General features: G+C 38.1%; 15 protein-coding genes, 1 tRNA gene, 2 pseudogenes, 2 riboswitches and 1 other annotated feature. Of the genes and pseudogenes, 4 read left to right on the top strand and 14 right to left on the bottom strand.

The window, feature by feature from the left end; genetic code table 11:
- The first annotated feature begins 103 nt into the window (after positions 1 to 103).
- Complete coding sequence (locus OLD84_RS00150) at positions 104 to 847, top strand: GTP pyrophosphokinase (protein WP_245301649.1); 744 nt, start codon at positions 104 to 106, stop codon at positions 845 to 847.
- A 251-nt stretch (positions 848 to 1,098) separates the two neighbouring features.
- Here the strand turns inward: OLD84_RS00150 and OLD84_RS00145 are convergent.
- The 9 genes and pseudogenes from OLD84_RS00145 to OLD84_RS00110 all read right to left on the bottom strand — a co-directional run bounded on the left by OLD84_RS00145 (position 1,099) and on the right by OLD84_RS00110 (position 10,078).
- Positions 1,099 to 1,191 (bottom strand) — tRNA-Ser (locus OLD84_RS00145).
- Between the two features lie 1,245 nt (positions 1,192 to 2,436).
- A complete protein-coding gene (locus OLD84_RS00140) occupies positions 2,437 to 2,931 on the bottom strand; it encodes a GNAT family N-acetyltransferase (RefSeq protein WP_209464154.1) in 495 nt (164 codons plus the stop codon).
- A gap of 806 nt (positions 2,932 to 3,737) precedes the next feature.
- On the bottom strand, positions 3,738 to 4,505 hold the full coding sequence (locus OLD84_RS00135; protein ID WP_209464153.1) for a metal-binding protein ZinT: 768 nt from the start codon (positions 4,503 to 4,505) through the stop codon (positions 3,738 to 3,740).
- Positions 4,506 to 4,594: 89 nt separating this feature from the next.
- Positions 4,595 to 5,791, bottom strand: a complete 1,197-nt coding sequence (locus OLD84_RS00130) for a GTP-binding protein (protein ID WP_209464152.1) — start codon at positions 5,789 to 5,791, stop codon at positions 4,595 to 4,597.
- A gap of 19 nt (positions 5,792 to 5,810) precedes the next feature.
- The gene (gene rpsN, locus OLD84_RS00125) at positions 5,811 to 6,080 is read right to left on the bottom strand and encodes a 30S ribosomal protein S14 (RefSeq protein WP_209464151.1); all 270 of its coding nucleotides are present in this window, start codon (positions 6,078 to 6,080) and stop codon (positions 5,811 to 5,813) included.
- Positions 6,081 to 6,140: 60 nt separating this feature from the next.
- Positions 6,141 to 6,239, bottom strand: coding sequence for a GTP-binding protein (locus OLD84_RS19395; RefSeq protein ID WP_209464150.1), 99 nt, complete (start codon positions 6,237 to 6,239; stop codon positions 6,141 to 6,143).
- A gap of 108 nt (positions 6,240 to 6,347) precedes the next feature.
- Positions 6,348 to 6,443 (bottom strand): annotated as a pseudogene (locus tag OLD84_RS00120) (GTP-binding protein); the annotation flags it as partial.
- A 59-nt stretch (positions 6,444 to 6,502) separates the two neighbouring features.
- Positions 6,503 to 7,552, bottom strand: coding sequence for a metal ABC transporter solute-binding protein, Zn/Mn family (locus OLD84_RS00115; protein WP_209464148.1), 1,050 nt, complete (start codon positions 7,550 to 7,552; stop codon positions 6,503 to 6,505).
- 588 nt (positions 7,553 to 8,140) lie between these two features.
- Positions 8,141 to 10,078: a stage V sporulation protein D gene (locus OLD84_RS00110; RefSeq protein ID WP_209464147.1), complete on the bottom strand. Its 1,938-nt coding sequence runs from the start codon at positions 10,076 to 10,078 to the stop codon at positions 8,141 to 8,143.
- A 429-nt stretch (positions 10,079 to 10,507) separates the two neighbouring features.
- Between OLD84_RS00110 and OLD84_RS19565 the strand changes: the two are divergent.
- Positions 10,508 to 10,743 (top strand): annotated as a pseudogene (locus OLD84_RS19565) (IS110 family transposase); the annotation flags it as partial.
- An 80-nt stretch (positions 10,744 to 10,823) separates the two neighbouring features.
- Here OLD84_RS19565 and OLD84_RS00105 read toward each other — a convergent pair.
- The 4 genes from OLD84_RS00105 to OLD84_RS00090 are packed head-to-tail and all read right to left on the bottom strand — an operon-like array spanning position 10,824 to position 14,569.
- The gene (locus tag OLD84_RS00105; protein WP_209464146.1) at positions 10,824 to 12,032 is read right to left on the bottom strand and encodes a M20 family metallopeptidase; all 1,209 of its coding nucleotides are present in this window, start codon (positions 12,030 to 12,032) and stop codon (positions 10,824 to 10,826) included.
- Positions 12,033 to 12,067: 35 nt separating this feature from the next.
- Entirely contained in the window at positions 12,068 to 12,886 is an 819-nt protein-coding gene (locus OLD84_RS00100) for a MetQ/NlpA family ABC transporter substrate-binding protein (RefSeq protein ID WP_209464145.1), read from the bottom strand.
- An 11-nt stretch (positions 12,887 to 12,897) separates the two neighbouring features.
- Complete coding sequence (locus OLD84_RS00095; RefSeq protein WP_209464144.1) at positions 12,898 to 13,548, bottom strand: methionine ABC transporter permease; 651 nt, start codon at positions 13,546 to 13,548, stop codon at positions 12,898 to 12,900.
- Entirely contained in the window at positions 13,538 to 14,569 is a 1,032-nt protein-coding gene (locus OLD84_RS00090; protein WP_209464143.1) for a methionine ABC transporter ATP-binding protein, read from the bottom strand. The genes OLD84_RS00095 and OLD84_RS00090 overlap by 11 nt, the downstream gene beginning before the upstream one ends.
- A 65-nt stretch (positions 14,570 to 14,634) precedes the next feature.
- Positions 14,635 to 14,744: riboswitch (SAM riboswitch) on the bottom strand.
- An 80-nt stretch (positions 14,745 to 14,824) separates the two neighbouring features.
- Positions 14,825 to 14,929: riboswitch (SAM riboswitch) on the bottom strand.
- A 234-nt stretch (positions 14,930 to 15,163) separates the two neighbouring features.
- Between OLD84_RS00090 and OLD84_RS00085 the strand changes: the two genes are divergently transcribed.
- Together OLD84_RS00085 and OLD84_RS00080 are read left to right on the top strand one after the other, a co-directional pair.
- Positions 15,164 to 15,409 (top strand): YczI family protein, encoded by a 246-nt coding sequence (locus tag OLD84_RS00085; protein WP_209464142.1) that lies wholly within the window; start codon positions 15,164 to 15,166, stop codon positions 15,407 to 15,409.
- Between the two features lie 128 nt (positions 15,410 to 15,537).
- Positions 15,538 to 15,993, top strand: a complete 456-nt coding sequence (locus OLD84_RS00080) for a hypothetical protein (protein WP_209464141.1) — start codon at positions 15,538 to 15,540, stop codon at positions 15,991 to 15,993.
- Between the two features lie 486 nt (positions 15,994 to 16,479).
- Here the strand turns inward: OLD84_RS00080 and serS are convergent, their stop codons facing one another.
- Positions 16,480 to 17,754 carry a serine--tRNA ligase gene (gene serS / locus OLD84_RS00075; protein ID WP_209464140.1) on the bottom strand — a complete coding sequence of 425 codons (1,275 nt, stop codon included), beginning with the start codon at positions 17,752 to 17,754 and terminating at the stop codon, positions 16,480 to 16,482.
- 138 nt (positions 17,755 to 17,892) lie between these two features.
- Positions 17,893 to 18,125, bottom strand: a binding site (T-box leader).
- Positions 18,126 to 18,133: the final 8 nt, after the last annotated feature.

Below are 18,133 nucleotides of genomic sequence, written 5' to 3'. Positions count from 1 at the left end.
GCATTTCTTAAGGGTTTATTCATTGTTATCATAACTTGAGTTAGAGTAAAATATATTATATCACTCAAAAAATGACAGCAGAAAGTGGGAATAGCAGTTGAGTATGGAGATGAATCAGGTTCAATTAAAGGAACTAAGACAAATTAGACATGAAATGAAACGGTTTATGATGATATATAAATTTGGATTAGATGAAATGAATACCAAATTGAACATTTTAAAAGAGGAATTCCAGAATGTTCACGAATATAACCCTATTGAACATATAAAATCACGTATAAAAACGCCGGAAAGTATTATGAAAAAAGTCTCACGAAAGAACATTGATATGTCACAAGAATCCATCAAACAAAATATTCATGACATTGTGGGTACACGAGTTATTTGCTCGTTTAGATCGGATATATACAAAATAAGTGAAATGATTCAAATGCAAAAGGATATTACGGTAGTTGACTTTAAGGATTACATCAAAAATCCTAAACCCAATGGCTACCAAAGTTTGCATCTCATTTTATCCATTCCTGTATTATTGTCTGACCGAGAAGAGCAGGTTTTTGTAGAAATACAAATTCGTACAGTAGCGATGGATTTTTGGGCTAGTCTTGAACATAAGATCTATTACAAATATAATAAAACGATACCTGAAAACTTAACAAAGGAACTGACAAATGCTGCTTCTATAGCAAATGAATTAGATCATAGAATGGAACAGATCCATAAAGAAGTGGGGAACATCAAGGGACTGGAGGATACAGAAGATGAGTTTGATTTCTTACAAATGATTAACGATAACACGAATCATTTAACGACTACTTTTTTAAAATCCTTTATTCGTGAAGAATAAAATGGATTTGTATAACAAAAGCGAATCAATGCTACCTTATCATCGGGCTTATACAGGCAATTATCCCATCTAAAATTTTCGTCCTAACTCCATTTTTGAGATAGGGGGTTTTACTGCCCAAACCATTAATAACCCTTATGCTTTAGCGTGCAAGCCTTCGGTGAATGCCAGAATCCGCACTTATGCAAAAAACAAAAAAACCACTACAATGTAGCGGTTTATATCTCCAAAATTATGCGCTGTTTTATAAATGGAGGAGGAAGAGGGATTCGAACCCCCGCGGGCTTTGACACCCCTGTCGGTTTTCAAGACCGATCCCTTCAGCCGAACTTGGGTATTCCTCCGTAACGACAAGAATTAATATATCATGCCTCGTTTTTATTGTCAATTATTTTTACGAAATTTTTTTAGTCACTTCTCACTTTCTTATAATATAGCTGTTTCTAAAAGCTTGGGACTGCGGTTAATCGCCCCATCGAAAAAATTGTTGTTTTTGGTGCAAAATCTATAAAAGACGACATAACTACCAGGTTGATTTCCGCTGCGTACAATAGCGCACCTTAGGGAACGGCTTTGCCCTGGCAAAAGGTATGTCAACGTTGTTCGTAAAGAGCGGTTTTAGTCGATCTTCCTTAGTGTAGCTCTGTAGGGTCCTACTCTGGCCACTGTTCGAAGCTACTGAAAAAGTAGCCTCGGTGATTTCCCGCGAGGAGACTATGGGCCGTGCCCCCTTTTCCCCTGCTCCACACGGAACGTGCAAGTTTCCCCACATTCCGCGCTCCATCTAACTGAATCTACTAGATGATAAGTTCCTCGTTACCTTCAAGCAAGAAGGCCATCGCCTAAATGCCTTTTGCTTGAAAGCTCGCACTGTGGAAAACCCCACGTTCCTACCCGATCGGTGCGATGCACGCTTGGAAAACCATCGTTCCATTCGCTAGACTTGGGGCTGTTCCTCCACTCCCATTACAGGAGATTCCTGAGTCATGCCCTTACCCTCACAAGGATAAATGCCTTTCAGCTTTTGCCTTATGGCAACCGTTTCGGATAACAGTCCTTGTTTCAACGCTCCCTGCTTTCCAAGTCCCTTACAACGTAGCTATCCGTTCTAAACGTAGGTGCTTCCTGTAAGCCTGTGAGCTGGATACCGCCTTTGTTCGGTATAGCGTATTTCAGAGGGCGCATTTTTACTTTACACCACTCACGTCATCGTTGGATGACCCATAAGTTTCCTTATGTTCAAACTTTAGACCCTTAAATTCAGAAGTTTGTCAGTCCCTTTTCAGCGGAACATTCTCACCTTATATAGTTTTTCAGCCGTGCGGCATATCCGTTGGCATACCTTTTCTTTTCAGAATGGCTTCAGCCTTCGTTCTTCCGAATCTACCTGTACTTCAAACCCTATGACCTGTCAGCCATAACGCATGCAGGAGTATTGACGGGGTGGTTTCGGGAAACGTGGTTCCGTCATTCCCATCCTCCGTTGTAAAGTTGAAATTATTTTATTTCCTGTTTTTCACGCTACAAAGCGTTTATAACAGAACTTGTCGAGCGGCGCCCGTTTGTTAAATACATTTTTCTCTCTTTATTTATTCAAGCACATACTTATAGAACTTTTTATCAACCTGTAACACTGGAAAATGCTCAGGTAAATCATTAAGGTCTATATTTATAAATCCATTTTTTTCATAAAACCTATGAGCTGCCAAAAATTGCGGAGTAGTTCCTAGAAATATTGCTTTAATTGGACGTTCTTTTGCCCATTTAATTGCAGTATCTAACAAAAGTCTTGCAGTTTTATATATTGCTCCTCGATATTCTTTATTTACAAACATCTTTCTTAATGCTACTTGATTATTTCCTATGTCTAAAAGGCTGATTGTACCAACTACATTTTTATCATAAAGAGCAATCCAAAAGTTACCATTACCCGTCTGATAATACTCTTCTATGGTAAACAAATCGGGCTGGTCATCCTTTGTTATTGATATGTTGTATTCCTGTTGTTGAATTTGAAGAATTAAATCTACAACTTGAACTTGATTCTCATAAGAGTATTCTTTCACAATAGGACTGTTGTTCATAAATTACACCGCCAAAATAATATTTTTACTAACAGTTTTCATCGTACTACAAGGAATCTTTTTGAATTTCGTTCTTTCACTAACTAATCAGTTACTTTAAGTAAATTTCTTCCACAAAATGGCCCTATTCTTGAATACTTATTTTATTTTTAAAACATAAGAAATCCCCTTTAGATATCATATCCAAAGGGGGAAATATTCGCAACTTCATTTTAAATTTATATCTAAAATTTTATATATGGCTAATCAAATGAACGGAAGTTAGCATTTTGCTATCAACTATTCACCAAATCCTATTACATCAAGGTCTTAGGGGGATGATAACATCATGCCGCCCATATTCCAAACAAATACGTAAATTTTCAATAAACCATTTTCTAGTATGGTATTAAGTAATGTTAATTACTGAAAACAAACTTGTTTTCGTATATACTCAGGGTTGAATACATTTTTAGTTAGTTTGTTGTTAGTTTTAAAAACTAACAACACACATGTTTTTGCCCCCAGCAGAACGACTTATTATTTTAGAAACGCGCCTGATCGTATTGTAGAACTATCTTGTCATTGCATATATACATGTGTCTCTCAATTCATTATCTCCCAATGAAATATGTTGGTTTAAAATAAAGTTTAAACAAAATGGGCTTATAAAGCCTAAATTCAATAAAAATCAATAATAATTGAATTCCTATTTAAAAAAGTTGGATTATTCTTGCGAACCTTATTCCATAAAAGCATTTGTTAATATAAGAGTATATTTTTAATGTTAACTTATTGACAAAGTGATAATCATTCTGACCCTTAAATTAATGCGCCATCATTTCAAGGGCAATATCATGTCCATCCATTTCTGACGGGTAATAGGTAGGCCAGTTAGTGACTTCATCTAGTAAAGATTCACGGTCGTCTCCCCAATACAGGTGATAGTGACTAGCTTCAGTGGGATAGATACTATGATCACTAAATTGAATATACTGAGGAACTCCTTCAGCTTCTTCTGCTAATTTAAATATATATCTTACTCCTCTATTTCCAGCATCATATGTTAGAATCTCGTAACCATCATCGATGTACTCACCAGAATATTCTTCTCCGTTCTTGAAAAATGTTACAACATCCTCTTCAATCACAATGCGATCAGCGTCTGTTTGATACCCTTCATTATAATAATCCCTATATTCTTCAGCTGTCATGTCACCTTCATGTTCCGCTTTATAAGTAAACACCTCGTCAAGCGTACCATTTTGTAGATATGGATATACAGATTGCCAGTCTCCTCCCCAATCGGAAAGTGAACGATCCTTTACTTGACTGTCTTCAAAATAGCCGTTATAAATTTGTTCTGTTTCTTCATCATGTGCATGACTATGATCGTGATCATGGTCGTGTTCACTTTCATGTGTGTGACTTTCAGATGTTTGCTCTTGTGATTCAGAAGAGCCTTCTGCAGCTGATGAGGATGGTGTTGCTTCATTAGACTCGCCTTCGGATGAACCTGAAGTCTGACAGCCCACCAATATTAGTAATGAACTAAAAGTTAATATACTTAACCCCTTTGCAAATGAAATTTTCATTATAACACTCCTTCTCTCCAAATGGTTATGTTTACGATTAGTATTATCCATATATCTTTACAACGGGGAAAATCCCCAATGTATACCCATTATCCAGGATTTAATTCCCAGGAAAATGGGTCAGGCAGTCCATTCCAGTCGCTATGGAATTCTTCGTCTGTCAATAAACATGCATCCAGCTCTTTCGTGATTAACTCAACCTCTAATTTCGTTCCGATAAATACCAGTTTTGTAAAACGGTCACCATATTCCTTATCCCATTCACCCTGAAGCGATGGATCTTGTTTAATTATTTCCTTTTGCTCCGTTTCCGGAAGTGATGCGACCCAATAAGCCATTGGTTCAATACTTACCGACGGACCTGCCTGTGACAATAGTAATGCCAGATCATTTCTAGTCGCACACCAGGCAATCCCTTTTGCCCGGATAATTTGCATCGGCATCGCGCCGCACCAGTTATAAAAACGCTCTGAATGGAAAGGCTGCTTTCTTGAATAGACAAAGGAAGAGATACCATATTCTTCTGTTTCCGGTGTATGATCAGCTGGACCGATGTTTAATTCGCGAAGCCACCCGGGTGATTCACTCGCTTTCTGGAAATCAAATAATCCTGTGTTCATAATTTCGTTTAAACTGACCTTGCAATTGATAGATTTAATTATCTTTGCAACTGGCTGTAATATCCGTAACACATTTTCCAGTTTTTCTAATTCTTCTGGTGAAATTAGGTCACATTTATTGAGGATCAGGACATCACAAAATTCAATCTGGTCAATTAATAGATCAGCAATTTCACGGGTGTCATTTTCAGAAACAGCTTCTTTACGATCCAGCAAGGAATCGCCAGACTCGAAATCATGCCAAAATCGATTGGCATCCACAACGGTCACCATGGTGTCCAATTCACAAAAACGGCTCAAATCAATTCCGAGTTCTTCATCAATATAAGTAAATGTTTGAGCAACGGGAATCGGTTCACTAATTCCGGATGATTCAATTAAGAGATAATCAATTTCCCCTTGTTCAGCCAGTTTTTCTACTTCCACGAGCAAATCTTCTCTTAACGTACAGCAAATGCAGCCATTCGACATCTCAACTAATCTCTCTTCTGCCCTCGAGAATCCACCTTGTTTCTGTACGAGTTCACTATCAATATTAAGTTCACTCATATCGTTGACAATCACAGCAATCTTCATGCCTTCACAATTATGTAAAACATGATTCAGCAATGTTGTCTTACCTGCTCCTAAATAACCACTTAAAACAGTCACTGGAATCTTATTCATCTCTTCCATCCTTTCGATCTTACCAGCTTGATTTCTTTATTCCTGGAATTTGGCCTTTATGTGCATATTCTCTAAAAGCAATTCGAGAAATCCCAAACTTGCGCATATACCCTCTTGGCCGTCCAGTTATTTCACAACGATGATGTAGACGAGTTGGCGAGGAATCTCTTGGGAGCTTTCTAAGAGCTTCATAGTCACCTTTTGCCTTTAATTCTCTCCTGATTTCAGCATATTTTTCAACCATTGCTTGTCGTTTTTTTTCTTTTGCTATTTTTGATTTTTTAGCCATTGTCATTCCTCCCAACTATCAAACCGTAATCATTACGGTTTATAGCGTAAAATTTTTTCTTTACTGTACGCAATAATGAAATCCCTTTTCCAGTTCGTTCTTAGTTAAATTATTTCCGATGAAAACCAATTCACTGCGTTCGGTTCTCCTGGTTTCCATACTCGGTCGTTTGTTCCAGAAAACAGCATATGAACCCCTTGAAAGACAACTCGTTCACCCATACCTGAAATATAGAGAATTCCTTATAATTGCTGTCTTGTTATGTTAATTTTCACTAAGAATGTGATTCAGTAACGTTGTTTTTCCACTTCCTAAAAATCCTGTTAAAATTGTGACGGGAATTTTATTTTGTCGCAGCAGCATTCTCACGGCTCCTTCATCTAGTTCCCCCAGCCACTTCGATTTGGGGGCACTTCGGTTAATTATTTTGTTGCTTGATCCAAAACTTCTAAGTTATCATTCATTAAAGAAAGATAGTCTTTGTTATTCGTAATATCTTCTTCGCTCAATACCTCTAGCGTATGAATCGTTAACGGTTCCAGGCCGACTTCTTCCTGTATAACTTTAGTTACGCGATTTGAACTATTTTGTTCAAAAAGAATGTATTTAAGATTATTTTCTTCTACCTGATCGATTATTTCTATCAATTCCTTTTGGGATGGTTCGTTTTCAGTGGACAAACCATTCACTGCTATTTGTTCGATATCATAGCGTTCTTCCCAATATCCAAATGCAGCATGTGATACAAGGACCTGTTTATTTTCCTTTTCCCCCAATATTTCTGTATATTGGTCATCCAGTTCGATTAGATTTGACCTTAGGCTTTCAAAGTTTTCATTGTAATCAGCCTCTTTACTTGGATTCAAGGCAATGAGTTCATCCTTGATAATTTCAGCTGCTTCAATCATTCGCAGCGGATCGAACCAAAAATGCGGATCATGGTCACCATGGTTGTGCCCATCATGGGAGTGGCCCGCATGTTCGTCTTGCTTTTCATCTTCATGACCACCATTTCCTTCTTCATCGTGGGACTCATGATCATGGGACTCATGGGTATGTACTTCCTCCTCTTCGTGTTCGTGAACATGCTCATCCTCGTATGCTGTGAAAAGTTCCTCGTGTTCGCCAATCTCCATTAAACTTACATCTTGTGAACTAAGAGCATCCCCAACCGTTTCTGCAAAAGCTTCCATTCCAGCTCCTAAATAAATGAAGGCGTCACTTTCTGCGATGGCTGTCATATCTTTTGAAGTAGGCTCGTATGTATGTGCATCTGCGCCTGCAGGATATACGCTTTCAACGTTAACCGTTCCCCCGCCGATTTGCTCAATTGCGTACTGAAGTGGATAGATGGTCGTATATATAGTAAGATCTGATTCATCTGTACTCGTTGAAGCTTGGTTTTCTTCAGAACAGCCAACAGCAAACAACCCCACTAATAATAATGCGAAAACAATTTGGAAAAATTTCATTTCACCATGTTCCCTTCTATTTGAATTTTTTTACTTTATCATCATATCGTAATGATTACGATTTGTAAATAGGAATGATTACGATTTATATTATATTTATTCGACTGTTAATTTATTCATTAAAAAATCCGCATCTAAATATAGATACGGATTTTACTTTTCGCGTGAAAATGCAATATCGGAGCAATTTACCTTCGTACATCATCACGAAAGGGCAACGAGCTAGAATAGTGTAACTCATACCATTTTGAGAATTACTTATATTAAAATATTATATATTCGGAATGATGAGTTTGCCTAATCACCAATTAAGTTCATACATTTAAATAATTAAATTTTGAGTAATTGCGTTTAAATTGCTTAGTAGGATAGTACAGAAAAACCTTTATAATAATTTGACAGAACATGCTTAAAAAACATTCCCTTAACCCAAGTTTCGGCAGTTTTTGATAAAAACCCATCAAAAATAACGAAACTCGGGCTATCAAAAATATTTTTCTACATATTTATTCTGCCCATCATCCTATTTTAAGAGGATAGAGCTCCCTTCCTCGTCTATTAACTTTTACATTCTAGCAAATTTCACCTTCATTCACGACCATTTTCGTCAGATAGATAGATTCTTACCGTTGATCCTTCCTCCAACTGAGTATCTGGACTTGGTGCCTGATCAATGATATGTTCACCGGATCCGCTTGTTTCGATTGATAAATTTGTCTGGTATTCGGTCAATTCATTTTTGTTAAGTCCGATTAAATCCGGAACTTCAACTTTTGGCTGCTCCGGCCAGGTATATTCCCTATCCGGTCCGCCTTCACGCGGTTCAACCCCCATTGCCCGCAAACTGTCGCCAATAATCGTTCCGGCAATTGGCGCACTGACAACACCGCCAAATTGAACAGTGTCTTTCGGATTATCCACCGCTACATAAACGACAATTTCCGGATCATCAGCTGGAGCAAAACCCATAAACGATACGATATAATTATTCTGCATATAATTCCCGTCTGGACCTACTTTTTGGGCTGTTCCTGTTTTTCCACCTACACGATAACCGTCAACGTAAGCCGGTCGGCCGGTTCCCTCGGCAACGACACTTTCAAGCGCATGACGAACTTCTTCGGATGTGGATTCCGTAATCACGTTTTCTTTTAATATCGGTTCGACTTTTTCAGCGACTTCATTCGTTTGCGGATCAATCCATTCTTTCGCAATAAAAGGCTGGTATAGTTCACCACCATTAACGGCAGCAGATATGGCCATCACTTGCTGTATAGGCGTTACAGATACACCCTGACCGAAAGAAGTGGTTGCCAGCTCAACCTGACCAATGTCTTCGGGATCAAACAGAATTCCATTTCCTTCACCCTGTAGATCAATACCTGTTTTTTTACCAAAACCAAAGTTTCGAATATAGCTAAACAGTTTTTCTTCTCCAAGCTTTTGCCCTAACACAACAAAACCGGGGTTAGAGGAGTTTTGAACAACTTCTAAGAAGGTTTGCTCACCATGCCCACCTTTTTTCCATGAATTAATCCTGACACCATCAACCATAATATAACCTGGGTCATAGAATGTATCTTCCCTTAAATCCACAACATTTTCTTCTAAAGCTGCAGCCAATGTAATGATCTTAAACGTTGACCCTGGCTCATACGTACTCCAAATAGGCAGGTTTCGGTCAAAAATAGAAGCATCCACTTCCTGGTAGTTTTCAGGATTGAATGTGGGTCTTGACGACATGCCCAAAACCCCGCCTGTTTTCGGATTCACAGCAATAGCAAGCGCTTGATCCGGATTATATTGCGATACAGCCAAGTCGAGTTCTCGCTCAATTATTGTTTGCACCTTTGAATCAATGGTTGTCTTTAAATTTAAGCCGTCCTCCGGTGATGTATAACTGTCAGCAAGCTGATCTAGTCTCCCACCTTTTGCATCGGAATAATAAGACAAGCTCCCTTCCTCCCCACTCAGGTTATCATCATAATAAAGCTCCAGCCCCATTAATCCCTGGTTGTCAATCCCTGTAAATCCTAAAACATGCGCCAAATTATCATCATATGGATAGTGACGCTTTGAATCTTTGGCTAAATAAAGGCCATCAGTATTAAGTGTTCGAAGTGCTTCTTCTTGATTTTCGGAAATCTTTCTGCCTTCCGGATGAATCCGAACGATGTTCTCATTTTCTGTAAGATACCCGTAAGCTTCATCTACAGGTAGCTCTAAAATGTTTGCAATTCTTTCAGCGGTTTCTTCTGGGTTCTCTATTTGTCTAGGTACGACCATGACAGAAGGGGCAGAAACATTCTCTGCTAAAACATCTCCATTTCTGTCAAGTATATTACCACGGTCAGGTTCAAAGGTTATATCCCTGCTCCATGATTCATCGGCTTTTTCCATTAGTTCTTCACCAAGTACAAATTGAACATACCCCAAACGAAAAACAATGACACCTAATAATAGTAGCCCAAAAAGAAAAACAGTAACGATTCGTTTTTTTACAGTGGTAGTGGATACGCGTTTCATTCTTCATCCCCTTTATGACTTTATAAAATCATTATATTGTTAAATCGTAATGATTATGATTTATATCGCATAGTTTGACCAGAATGATAACAAAAGCGCTGAATCCTCTTATATAATGTGACCTGGATCAATTATCTAGACTATGTCCTAATTTTGCATATATCTCGGATCCCCATATATTGCGTTACTAAATTCACTATTTTTATTCCGTTAAATGGCCCTATTGCGGCACATATTTATTCGGTTATCGCGCCCGTGGGACACTGATCCCGTCCGTAATACTGTCCACCCCCTCCTTGTAGAAACATGTTTGAGGCTGCTTGGGACACGATCCCGCATAACAAGCGAAGCTATGACACTACAAGTGATGTAGGGGCGCACCGGCGAATCTATTAAAGGAGTTGTGATTCATATGGATCCTGTTATGGTCTGGATGTCGCAAAAGGCGAAAGCCAGGTCCAAGCTTTTTTACGAAACAAACTTATAAGCAAAGCTTTAAATTTGCTCACGACCTACAGGGGCTTCACGTATTTCATCGTTTTTATCAAGAAGTGGAACGGGTTTCGGGTTAGACTCCGGCTATCATCTTTGAATCTACCGGACACTATCATGAGCCTGTGCTTCAATTTCTTAAAAATCATGGTATAACGCATTATATAATCAATTGTGATTTGTATCCTTGGATTTTATATTTTCTCTCCCTAAACTGAACCCTTTATGACGAGACAGACCCCCTTTTAAGTAGTTAGCCTTTTGATCGATCTACAAACTCTTGATGAATTTCACCAAATGTGGCTTTATTTGTAAGAACCTCTAACATCGTTAAGGCCGCTGCCTTTGCCCCTAAAATCAATGCTTGATCGCCTTGTTGGGAGCGAGCTGCTTCTCTAAATTCTACCGTATGTCCGATTAAATCACTTGAACCTATTTTAATATGTGGGTGAATTGTTGGGACAACCTGGCTTATATTTCCTGCATCTGTAGATCCTAGTGCCTCTCTTTCTGCTGTATCAACGGTTTCTCCTAAATCTTCAATGACCCCTTTAAACACCTGATCAAAGCTATTATTTAAAATGAAATTATCCACTTCATTTTGAAACGCACTAACGTGAACGGTTGCACCTGTTGAAAGCCCAGCACCTTCAGCGATCGCTTTTACTTTCTTCGTCACGTCATTTAACACCGTTCTTGAAGCTGCACGTATGAAAAATCTGGCTTTCGCATATTCAGGCACAATATTTGGTGCGTCCCCGCCATCAGTAATAATACCGTGAATTCGTACATCAGATGGTAGATGCTGACGCAATGCATTGATCCCGTTAAATAATTGAAGAACGCCATCTAATGCATTAATCCCTTTTTCCGGATGTGCGGAAGCATGTGCAGGTTTTCCAAAAAACTCGAAATCTAGTGGGTCAACAGCTAAGGTTGGGCCTGTAAGATTGGTTTCTGCTCCTGGATGAAGCATAATGGCTGCATCAATACCTTCCACTAAACCTGCCTTCACAAAGCTTCCTTTCGCACTTCCATTTGGTCCACCTTCCTCTGCAGGTGTCCCTAGCACAACAAGCTCTCCACCAACTTCATCAATAACCTTACTTAATGCCACAGCAGCAGCCACACTCGTTGTTCCAATAATATTGTGACCACAGGCGTGACCAATTTCAGGAAGTGCATCATATTCTGCTAAAAATCCAATCGTTCGTCCATCCTTCTGCCCTTTCTTCTTAGCCAAAAAGGCCGTTTCATGTCCCGCAACACCTTTCTCTATATGAAAGCCTTCATCCTCCAATATGCTAGTTAAATACGTAGAAGCAAAATGTTCTTCATTGCCAATTTCAGGATTGTCATGGATATCATGACTTGTTTGAATGTAGCGTTGTTTATTTTCCTCAATATTATCTAAAATACTCTTTTTGACTGTCTCTAAACTATTTGTTGTTACTACTGTCATTTTCATCACCTCATAAATGTTTTTTTAATAGGAAATTAATGCCCAATCTCACTTAACGGTACCGTTGTTGGGATTGAATTGCCATCACGTTCTTCGATAATAAATTCTGCGACGTCATCTGATTGGTAAATTTCTGCTATTCTATTTAATACGTCATCATCTTTGTCTTCTTCTTGTGTTGCAATAATATTAATATACGGTGTAGCCGTTTCATCTTCATGGAAAATAGAATCATCCAATGGACTATAGCCACCATCTACTGCGATGCCATTATTAATAATAGAGGCATCGACATCCTGTAACACACGCGGTGTCTGAGCAGCTACAATCGTTTCAAAATTTAAATCTTTCGGATTCTCTACGATTTTATCGACCGAACCATTGCCATCAAATCCTTCCTCAAGCTCAATCAATCCAGCATCCTCCAGCAACTGTAATCCACGACCCATATTTGTTGCTTCGTTTGCTAATGCGATCGTTCCTCCATCTGGTATATCTTCTAGTGAATCGTGTTTTTCCGAATATAATCCCATTGGAGCGATTACGGTTGTCGCAATTGGAGTGAGATCTAGATCATGTTCTTCAATAAAGGCATCAAAATAAGAGACTGTTTGAAAAGCATTTGCATCAATCTCCCCTTCAGCTAGTGCTAAGTTTGGTTGAACATAATCAGAAAAACGCACAATCTCAATTTCAATTCCTTCTTCTTCCGCCTTGTCAGCAACATAATCCCAAATTGTCGTATCAGATCCACTAATTCCTAATTCAACTGTTGTTGCTGCCTCACTACTTGAACACGCTGTAATGATCGCTGCTAAAACTGTTATAAAAAGAATAAATCCTATTTTTCTCATGATGTCTTCTCCTACCTTCTTCTTATTTTATTCGATAAAATATTTCCTGTTGATTGTAGCCCTTGAACCATAATGACAAGTATAGTTACTGTAACGAACATAACGGCTGTATCGAAACGTTGATATCCGAATGTAATGGCTAAATCACCGAGTCCTCCACCGCCGATCGCACCAGCCATTGCTGAAGCACCAACCAAACCGATTGTGGCGATGGTTAACCCCAACATCAGGGAACTTAATGCTTCTGGAATGAGAAAACGTATAATAATTTGTGTAGGTGTAGCCCCCATGGACTGTGCAGCATCCATAACACCTGGATCAACCTCAAGCAAAGAATTCTCTATTAATCTCGCAATAAAGGGGCCTGAAAAAAGAACCATTGGCACAATCGCTGCAGCTGTTCCGATAGATGTTCCCACAATCAAGCGTGTAAGTGGAATGACTGCGACCATAAGAATAATAAATGGAATCGACCGGAATATATTTACGACACCACTCAAAATCGTGAAAGTGACTTTGTTCTCCCATAGATGACCTGGTCGTGTAACAACAAGTAAAATTCCTAAAGGTAACCCTATTATAATCGCAAATATTAGAGAGAAGCCTACCATTGCGATCGTTTCCCATAATGCTTCTAAAATTTGATCCCAATTAACTAACATCTGCTAACACCTCCTTTATCGTTACTTCTTGTTGGTGGATATGCATAATAACTCGATTTATTTCTTTCTCTTCGCCTTCAAATTTTACAATCAAATTTCCAAATGGCGTCCCTTGTAATTCGGTAACATTGCCAAAGAGAACATTAACTTCGACATTAAAGTTCTTTGCAATTTGCGAAAGTAATGGAGCGCCTGTTGACTCACCAACAAATACGATTCGATAAATTTGATGGTCTACATCTTGCGTATTGATAAGCTCATATACTGAATCTGGTATTTCATCATGCATAACCGAACTTACAAAATTATGTGCAATCTTTGTTTGAGGTTGGGAGAATACATCAAATACAGACCCAGCTTCCACCACTTTTCCGCTATCCAACACCGCCACCTTATCGCAAATCTCCCGAATAACTCCCATTTCGTGCGTTATAATTAAAATCGTTATATTGTACTCCTGATTGACACGCTTTAAAAGATTTAATATCGACTTGGTCGTTTCTGGGTCGAGTGCTGATGTCGCTTCATCACATAATAAAACTTCCGGTTGCGTAGCCAATGCTCGCGCAATTCCTACTCGCTGCTTCTGTCCGCCAGATAATTGATCTGGATAGTTAGTTGCCTTATCACTTAATCCCACAAAATCAAGTAGCTCATTAACTCTTTTGTTAACTTCTTCCTTCGGTTTTTTCTGGAGTAATAATGGCATTGCTACATTTGTAAATATTGTTTTCGAATTCAATAAATTAAAGTGTTGGAAGATCATCCCAATATTCTGTTTTGCTTCCCTTAATTCCTTTGCTGATAGGTCTAGTAAGTTTTGATTATTCACGGTGATTTTTCCAGAAGTTGGTCTCTCCAGTAAGTTTGCACAACGGATTAATGAACTTTTACCTGCACCACTAAAACCGATCACACCATATATTTCGCCTTTTTCAATATGTAAATTGACTTGATCTAATGCTCTCACCTCTTGCGTCTTACCATCATAAACTTTTGTAACATCTTCAAATGTAAGCATCTCTTTTCCTCCTATTAAAAATACCCCTTCTTATCAAATAAGAAGAGGTATTATCGTACATCCTCAACTTATCTTTCAAGCTCACCGCTTGTTGGATTTAGCACGTTACTTTTCCTAGGAAAAGTTCGTTGCCGAGAATTCATAGGGCCAATCCCTCCATCTCTCTTGATAAGAAGTTTTTATATTTAATTTTGAATTTAAAAATCTCTTCTTATGAAATATAAGAAGAGATTCACATTATGTATATGCACACTCTTCTTATTTTCCAAGTAAATACTTGTTGGATTTAGCACAGTACTATAAAATAGTCCGCTGCCGAGGTATCAAAGGGCCAATTCCCTCCACCTCTCTAAATAAGAAGTAATAATTATTTAATTTGTATAACTTACTTTACTACCGTTATATTATTTTGTCAATTGTTTTCTAAAAGATTATATATGTCAAAACATCAACTATTTATAGTAATATTTAATGAATTCCTCAAAAACACAATAATAACTATGTTAAAATAAAATCAGTATGCAACAAACGGGCGCCATTCTTGAAGAAAGATGGAAGTTTATGGTTGGCACTTAGTTGTTTAGGGGGGATATTTTGTTAAAAACACTTAAGATCGTCTTTGCACTCATAACTTTAGTTTTAGCAGGGTATGGCCTGACAACTGGAAATTCCATAGTAGTATTACCATATATGATGCTTTTTATGGGAGCACTGCTATTGGTTATGGGTATATCCGAAATCAAAAACGAACGGAAGCAAATAGGCTTTATGAGTATTATTGTTTCCTTATTTGTTTTTTATGTTTCCATACAAGGATTCCTATTAAATTATACTAGCTAATATAAGTGAAAAGATATTCCAAAAAAGGGCGCAATAATCGAATAAATATGTGTCGCAATAGGGCCATTTTCTGGAATAAAAACTTCCTTTTGGGAAAGATAATTATAAGCCTTAAAGGGGAGGTTCCAATGATTAATGTATTTGCTTGGTTAATATTCATTATTCCGTTAGTTTCTTTGTTCTTTCTAGGTCAGACGATTATAAGAAGATATATATCCGTTGCACTTTTTGTAACTGTTATAAATACTATTCTTTATTCAATTGCTTGGGAATACAACTGGTGGAGGTATGAAGAATCTCTTTTTAATTGGGATCAGGTAACACCAGTTCCTATAATATTTAGCGCATATTGGGTTATCACAATATGGATTTTCCGTTTCACTTTCCGTAAGTTTTGGGTTTATCTTATTGTTAATATAATTGCTAATTGTCTGTTTGGATTAGTATTAGAACTTTGGAGAAAAGCAGAAATTTATTCCGGGAATATGTCAAATGTAACAGTAGTACTGATATTTATATCCCTTTCTATTATTATTTATATCTTCCAAGTATGGTATGAAAGAAATAGAAGTACCGAATCTTAATAAGAGGCATGTGGAAATAAGATTCAAAAATATAACGATTACAGAAAAACACATCTTTAACTTTAATGTTTCAATTGTATTTGAAGTTTGCTGTTAAGGTAGAAGTAAACTTTACACCATTAATTTTGACTACTTCTATGTTACTTTTATGGTTTTATTTGTCCAAAAAAGAGAAATCTGATAGAGATAAATGAGTTTACCATTTTTGATTAAAGGGCGAAATTATGGAAAAAAGAGCAATTTTACATTTAAGCAAGCACAGAAATAATCTGTGCTTGCTTGCTATTTATACTGTTAATTCGTTGTCAAAATGTATGCTAAGCGGAAAGCGAAATGTGTTTTCCGTAGCGAATCTCTGCTCTCAACCAACGTTTGCAAAAGGATTTTCACTATGTAGCAGTGTTAAATCAACTACGACGATTTAAAAGCAACAAAGGTTTTCGGTGGGACGAGTAAGCGCAGTCCCAATACTTACGAAAAGATGAATTACTTAATAACATCCTTCCCACCCATATAAGCACGCAATACCTCTGGAACCACAACAGATCCATCTTCTTGCTGGTAATTTTCCAAAATAGCTGCTACCGTTCGACCAATGGCAAGTCCGGATCCGTTAAGCGTGTGAACAAATTCCGGTTTTCCTTTTGCATCTCTTCTGAACCGAATACCTGCACGCCTTGCTTGGAAATCCTCAAAATTCGAGCAAGAAGAAATTTCCCGGTATGTGTCCTGGCTTGGGATCCATACTTCAATATCATATTTTTTTGCAGCGGTAAATCCTAAATCCCCTGTGCACATGCTCATTACGCGGTATGGTAAATTCAACAACTGTAGTACTTTTTCTGCATTACCGGTTAAAGTTTCCAGCGTTTCATAAGAGTCTTCTGGTTTTGCAAAATGAACAAGCTCTACTTTATTAAATTGGTGCTGGCGAATTAATCCGCGTGTATCACGTCCGGCAGATCCAGCTTCTGAACGGAAACTTGCACTGAATGCAACATACTTTTTCGGTAAAGCCTCTGGGGATAAAATTTCCTCGCGATGGTAATTTGTCACTGGAACTTCTGCTGTTGGAACTAAAAAGTAATCCCAATCATCTATACGAAAGGCATCCTCTTCAAATTTAGGCAGCTGACCGGTACCTGTCATGCTCGTACGATTCACCATATATGGCGGCAGCATTTCTTCATATCCATGCTCATCTGCATGCAGATCCATCATGAAGTTTAAAAGCGCACGCTCTAGTCTTGCGCCAAGCCCTTTATAAAAGACAAATCGACTTCCCGCCACTTTCGCTCCTCTTTCAAAATCCAAAATATCAAGATTCGTCGCGATATCCCAATGAGGCTGTTTTTCAAAAGAAAATTTCGGAGCCTCTCCCCATGTACGAGCCTCCACATTATCTTCTTCATCCTCTCCAATCGGTACACTGTCATGGGGGATATTTGGAATGGATAGCATGATAGAATCCAGTTTTTCTTCAATCTCCTTTAGCTCTATATCAAGCGTGGAAATTTGCTCACCAACCTCGCGCATTTCTTTGATCGCTGGTTCTGCGTCTTTTTTGTCTTTTTTCAGTGCAGAAATTTGCTTTGATGCCTCATTACGCTTCGCTTTTAGACTTTCGGTTTCAGCGATTAATTTACGGCGTTTTTCATCAAGCTCACCAAACTTATTCAGGTCGGATAAATCCTCACCGCGATGAGCTAGTTTTGCTTTTACATCTTCAAAATGATGTCGTAGAAGTTTCATGTCTAACATATTGATTGCCTCCTTATATTTTTTAGAAAACTTGGTTGTCACCAAGCCTTTAGATGACAGCCTTAGTTGCACTTATGCAGTAAGAAAGTTTTTATACTTTCTTAACTGCTAATACAAAAAACTCCCGTCCCTAATAAATATAGGGACGAGAGTATAATTCCCGCGTTGCCACCCTTGTTGAAGAGTTGAACTCTTCCGGCTCTCGTGTATAACGGAACATAACCGGGTTTACTTACACCGACGGATTTTAGACCATCGATTTCCATAAACCAGTTCAAGGATGGATTCACAGCCTACTACCATCGATTTGCACCAACCATCGACTCTCTACTGATAAATAAGCTATTACTAATTCCTATCAATACTTTTAAAGGATTTC

The sequence above is a fragment of the Virgibacillus natechei genome (genome assembly GCF_026013645.1).
GTDB classification, from domain to species: domain Bacteria; phylum Bacillota; class Bacilli; order Bacillales; family Amphibacillaceae; genus Virgibacillus_L; species Virgibacillus_L natechei.
This window is presented reverse-complemented; position numbering and strand designations above follow the sequence as displayed.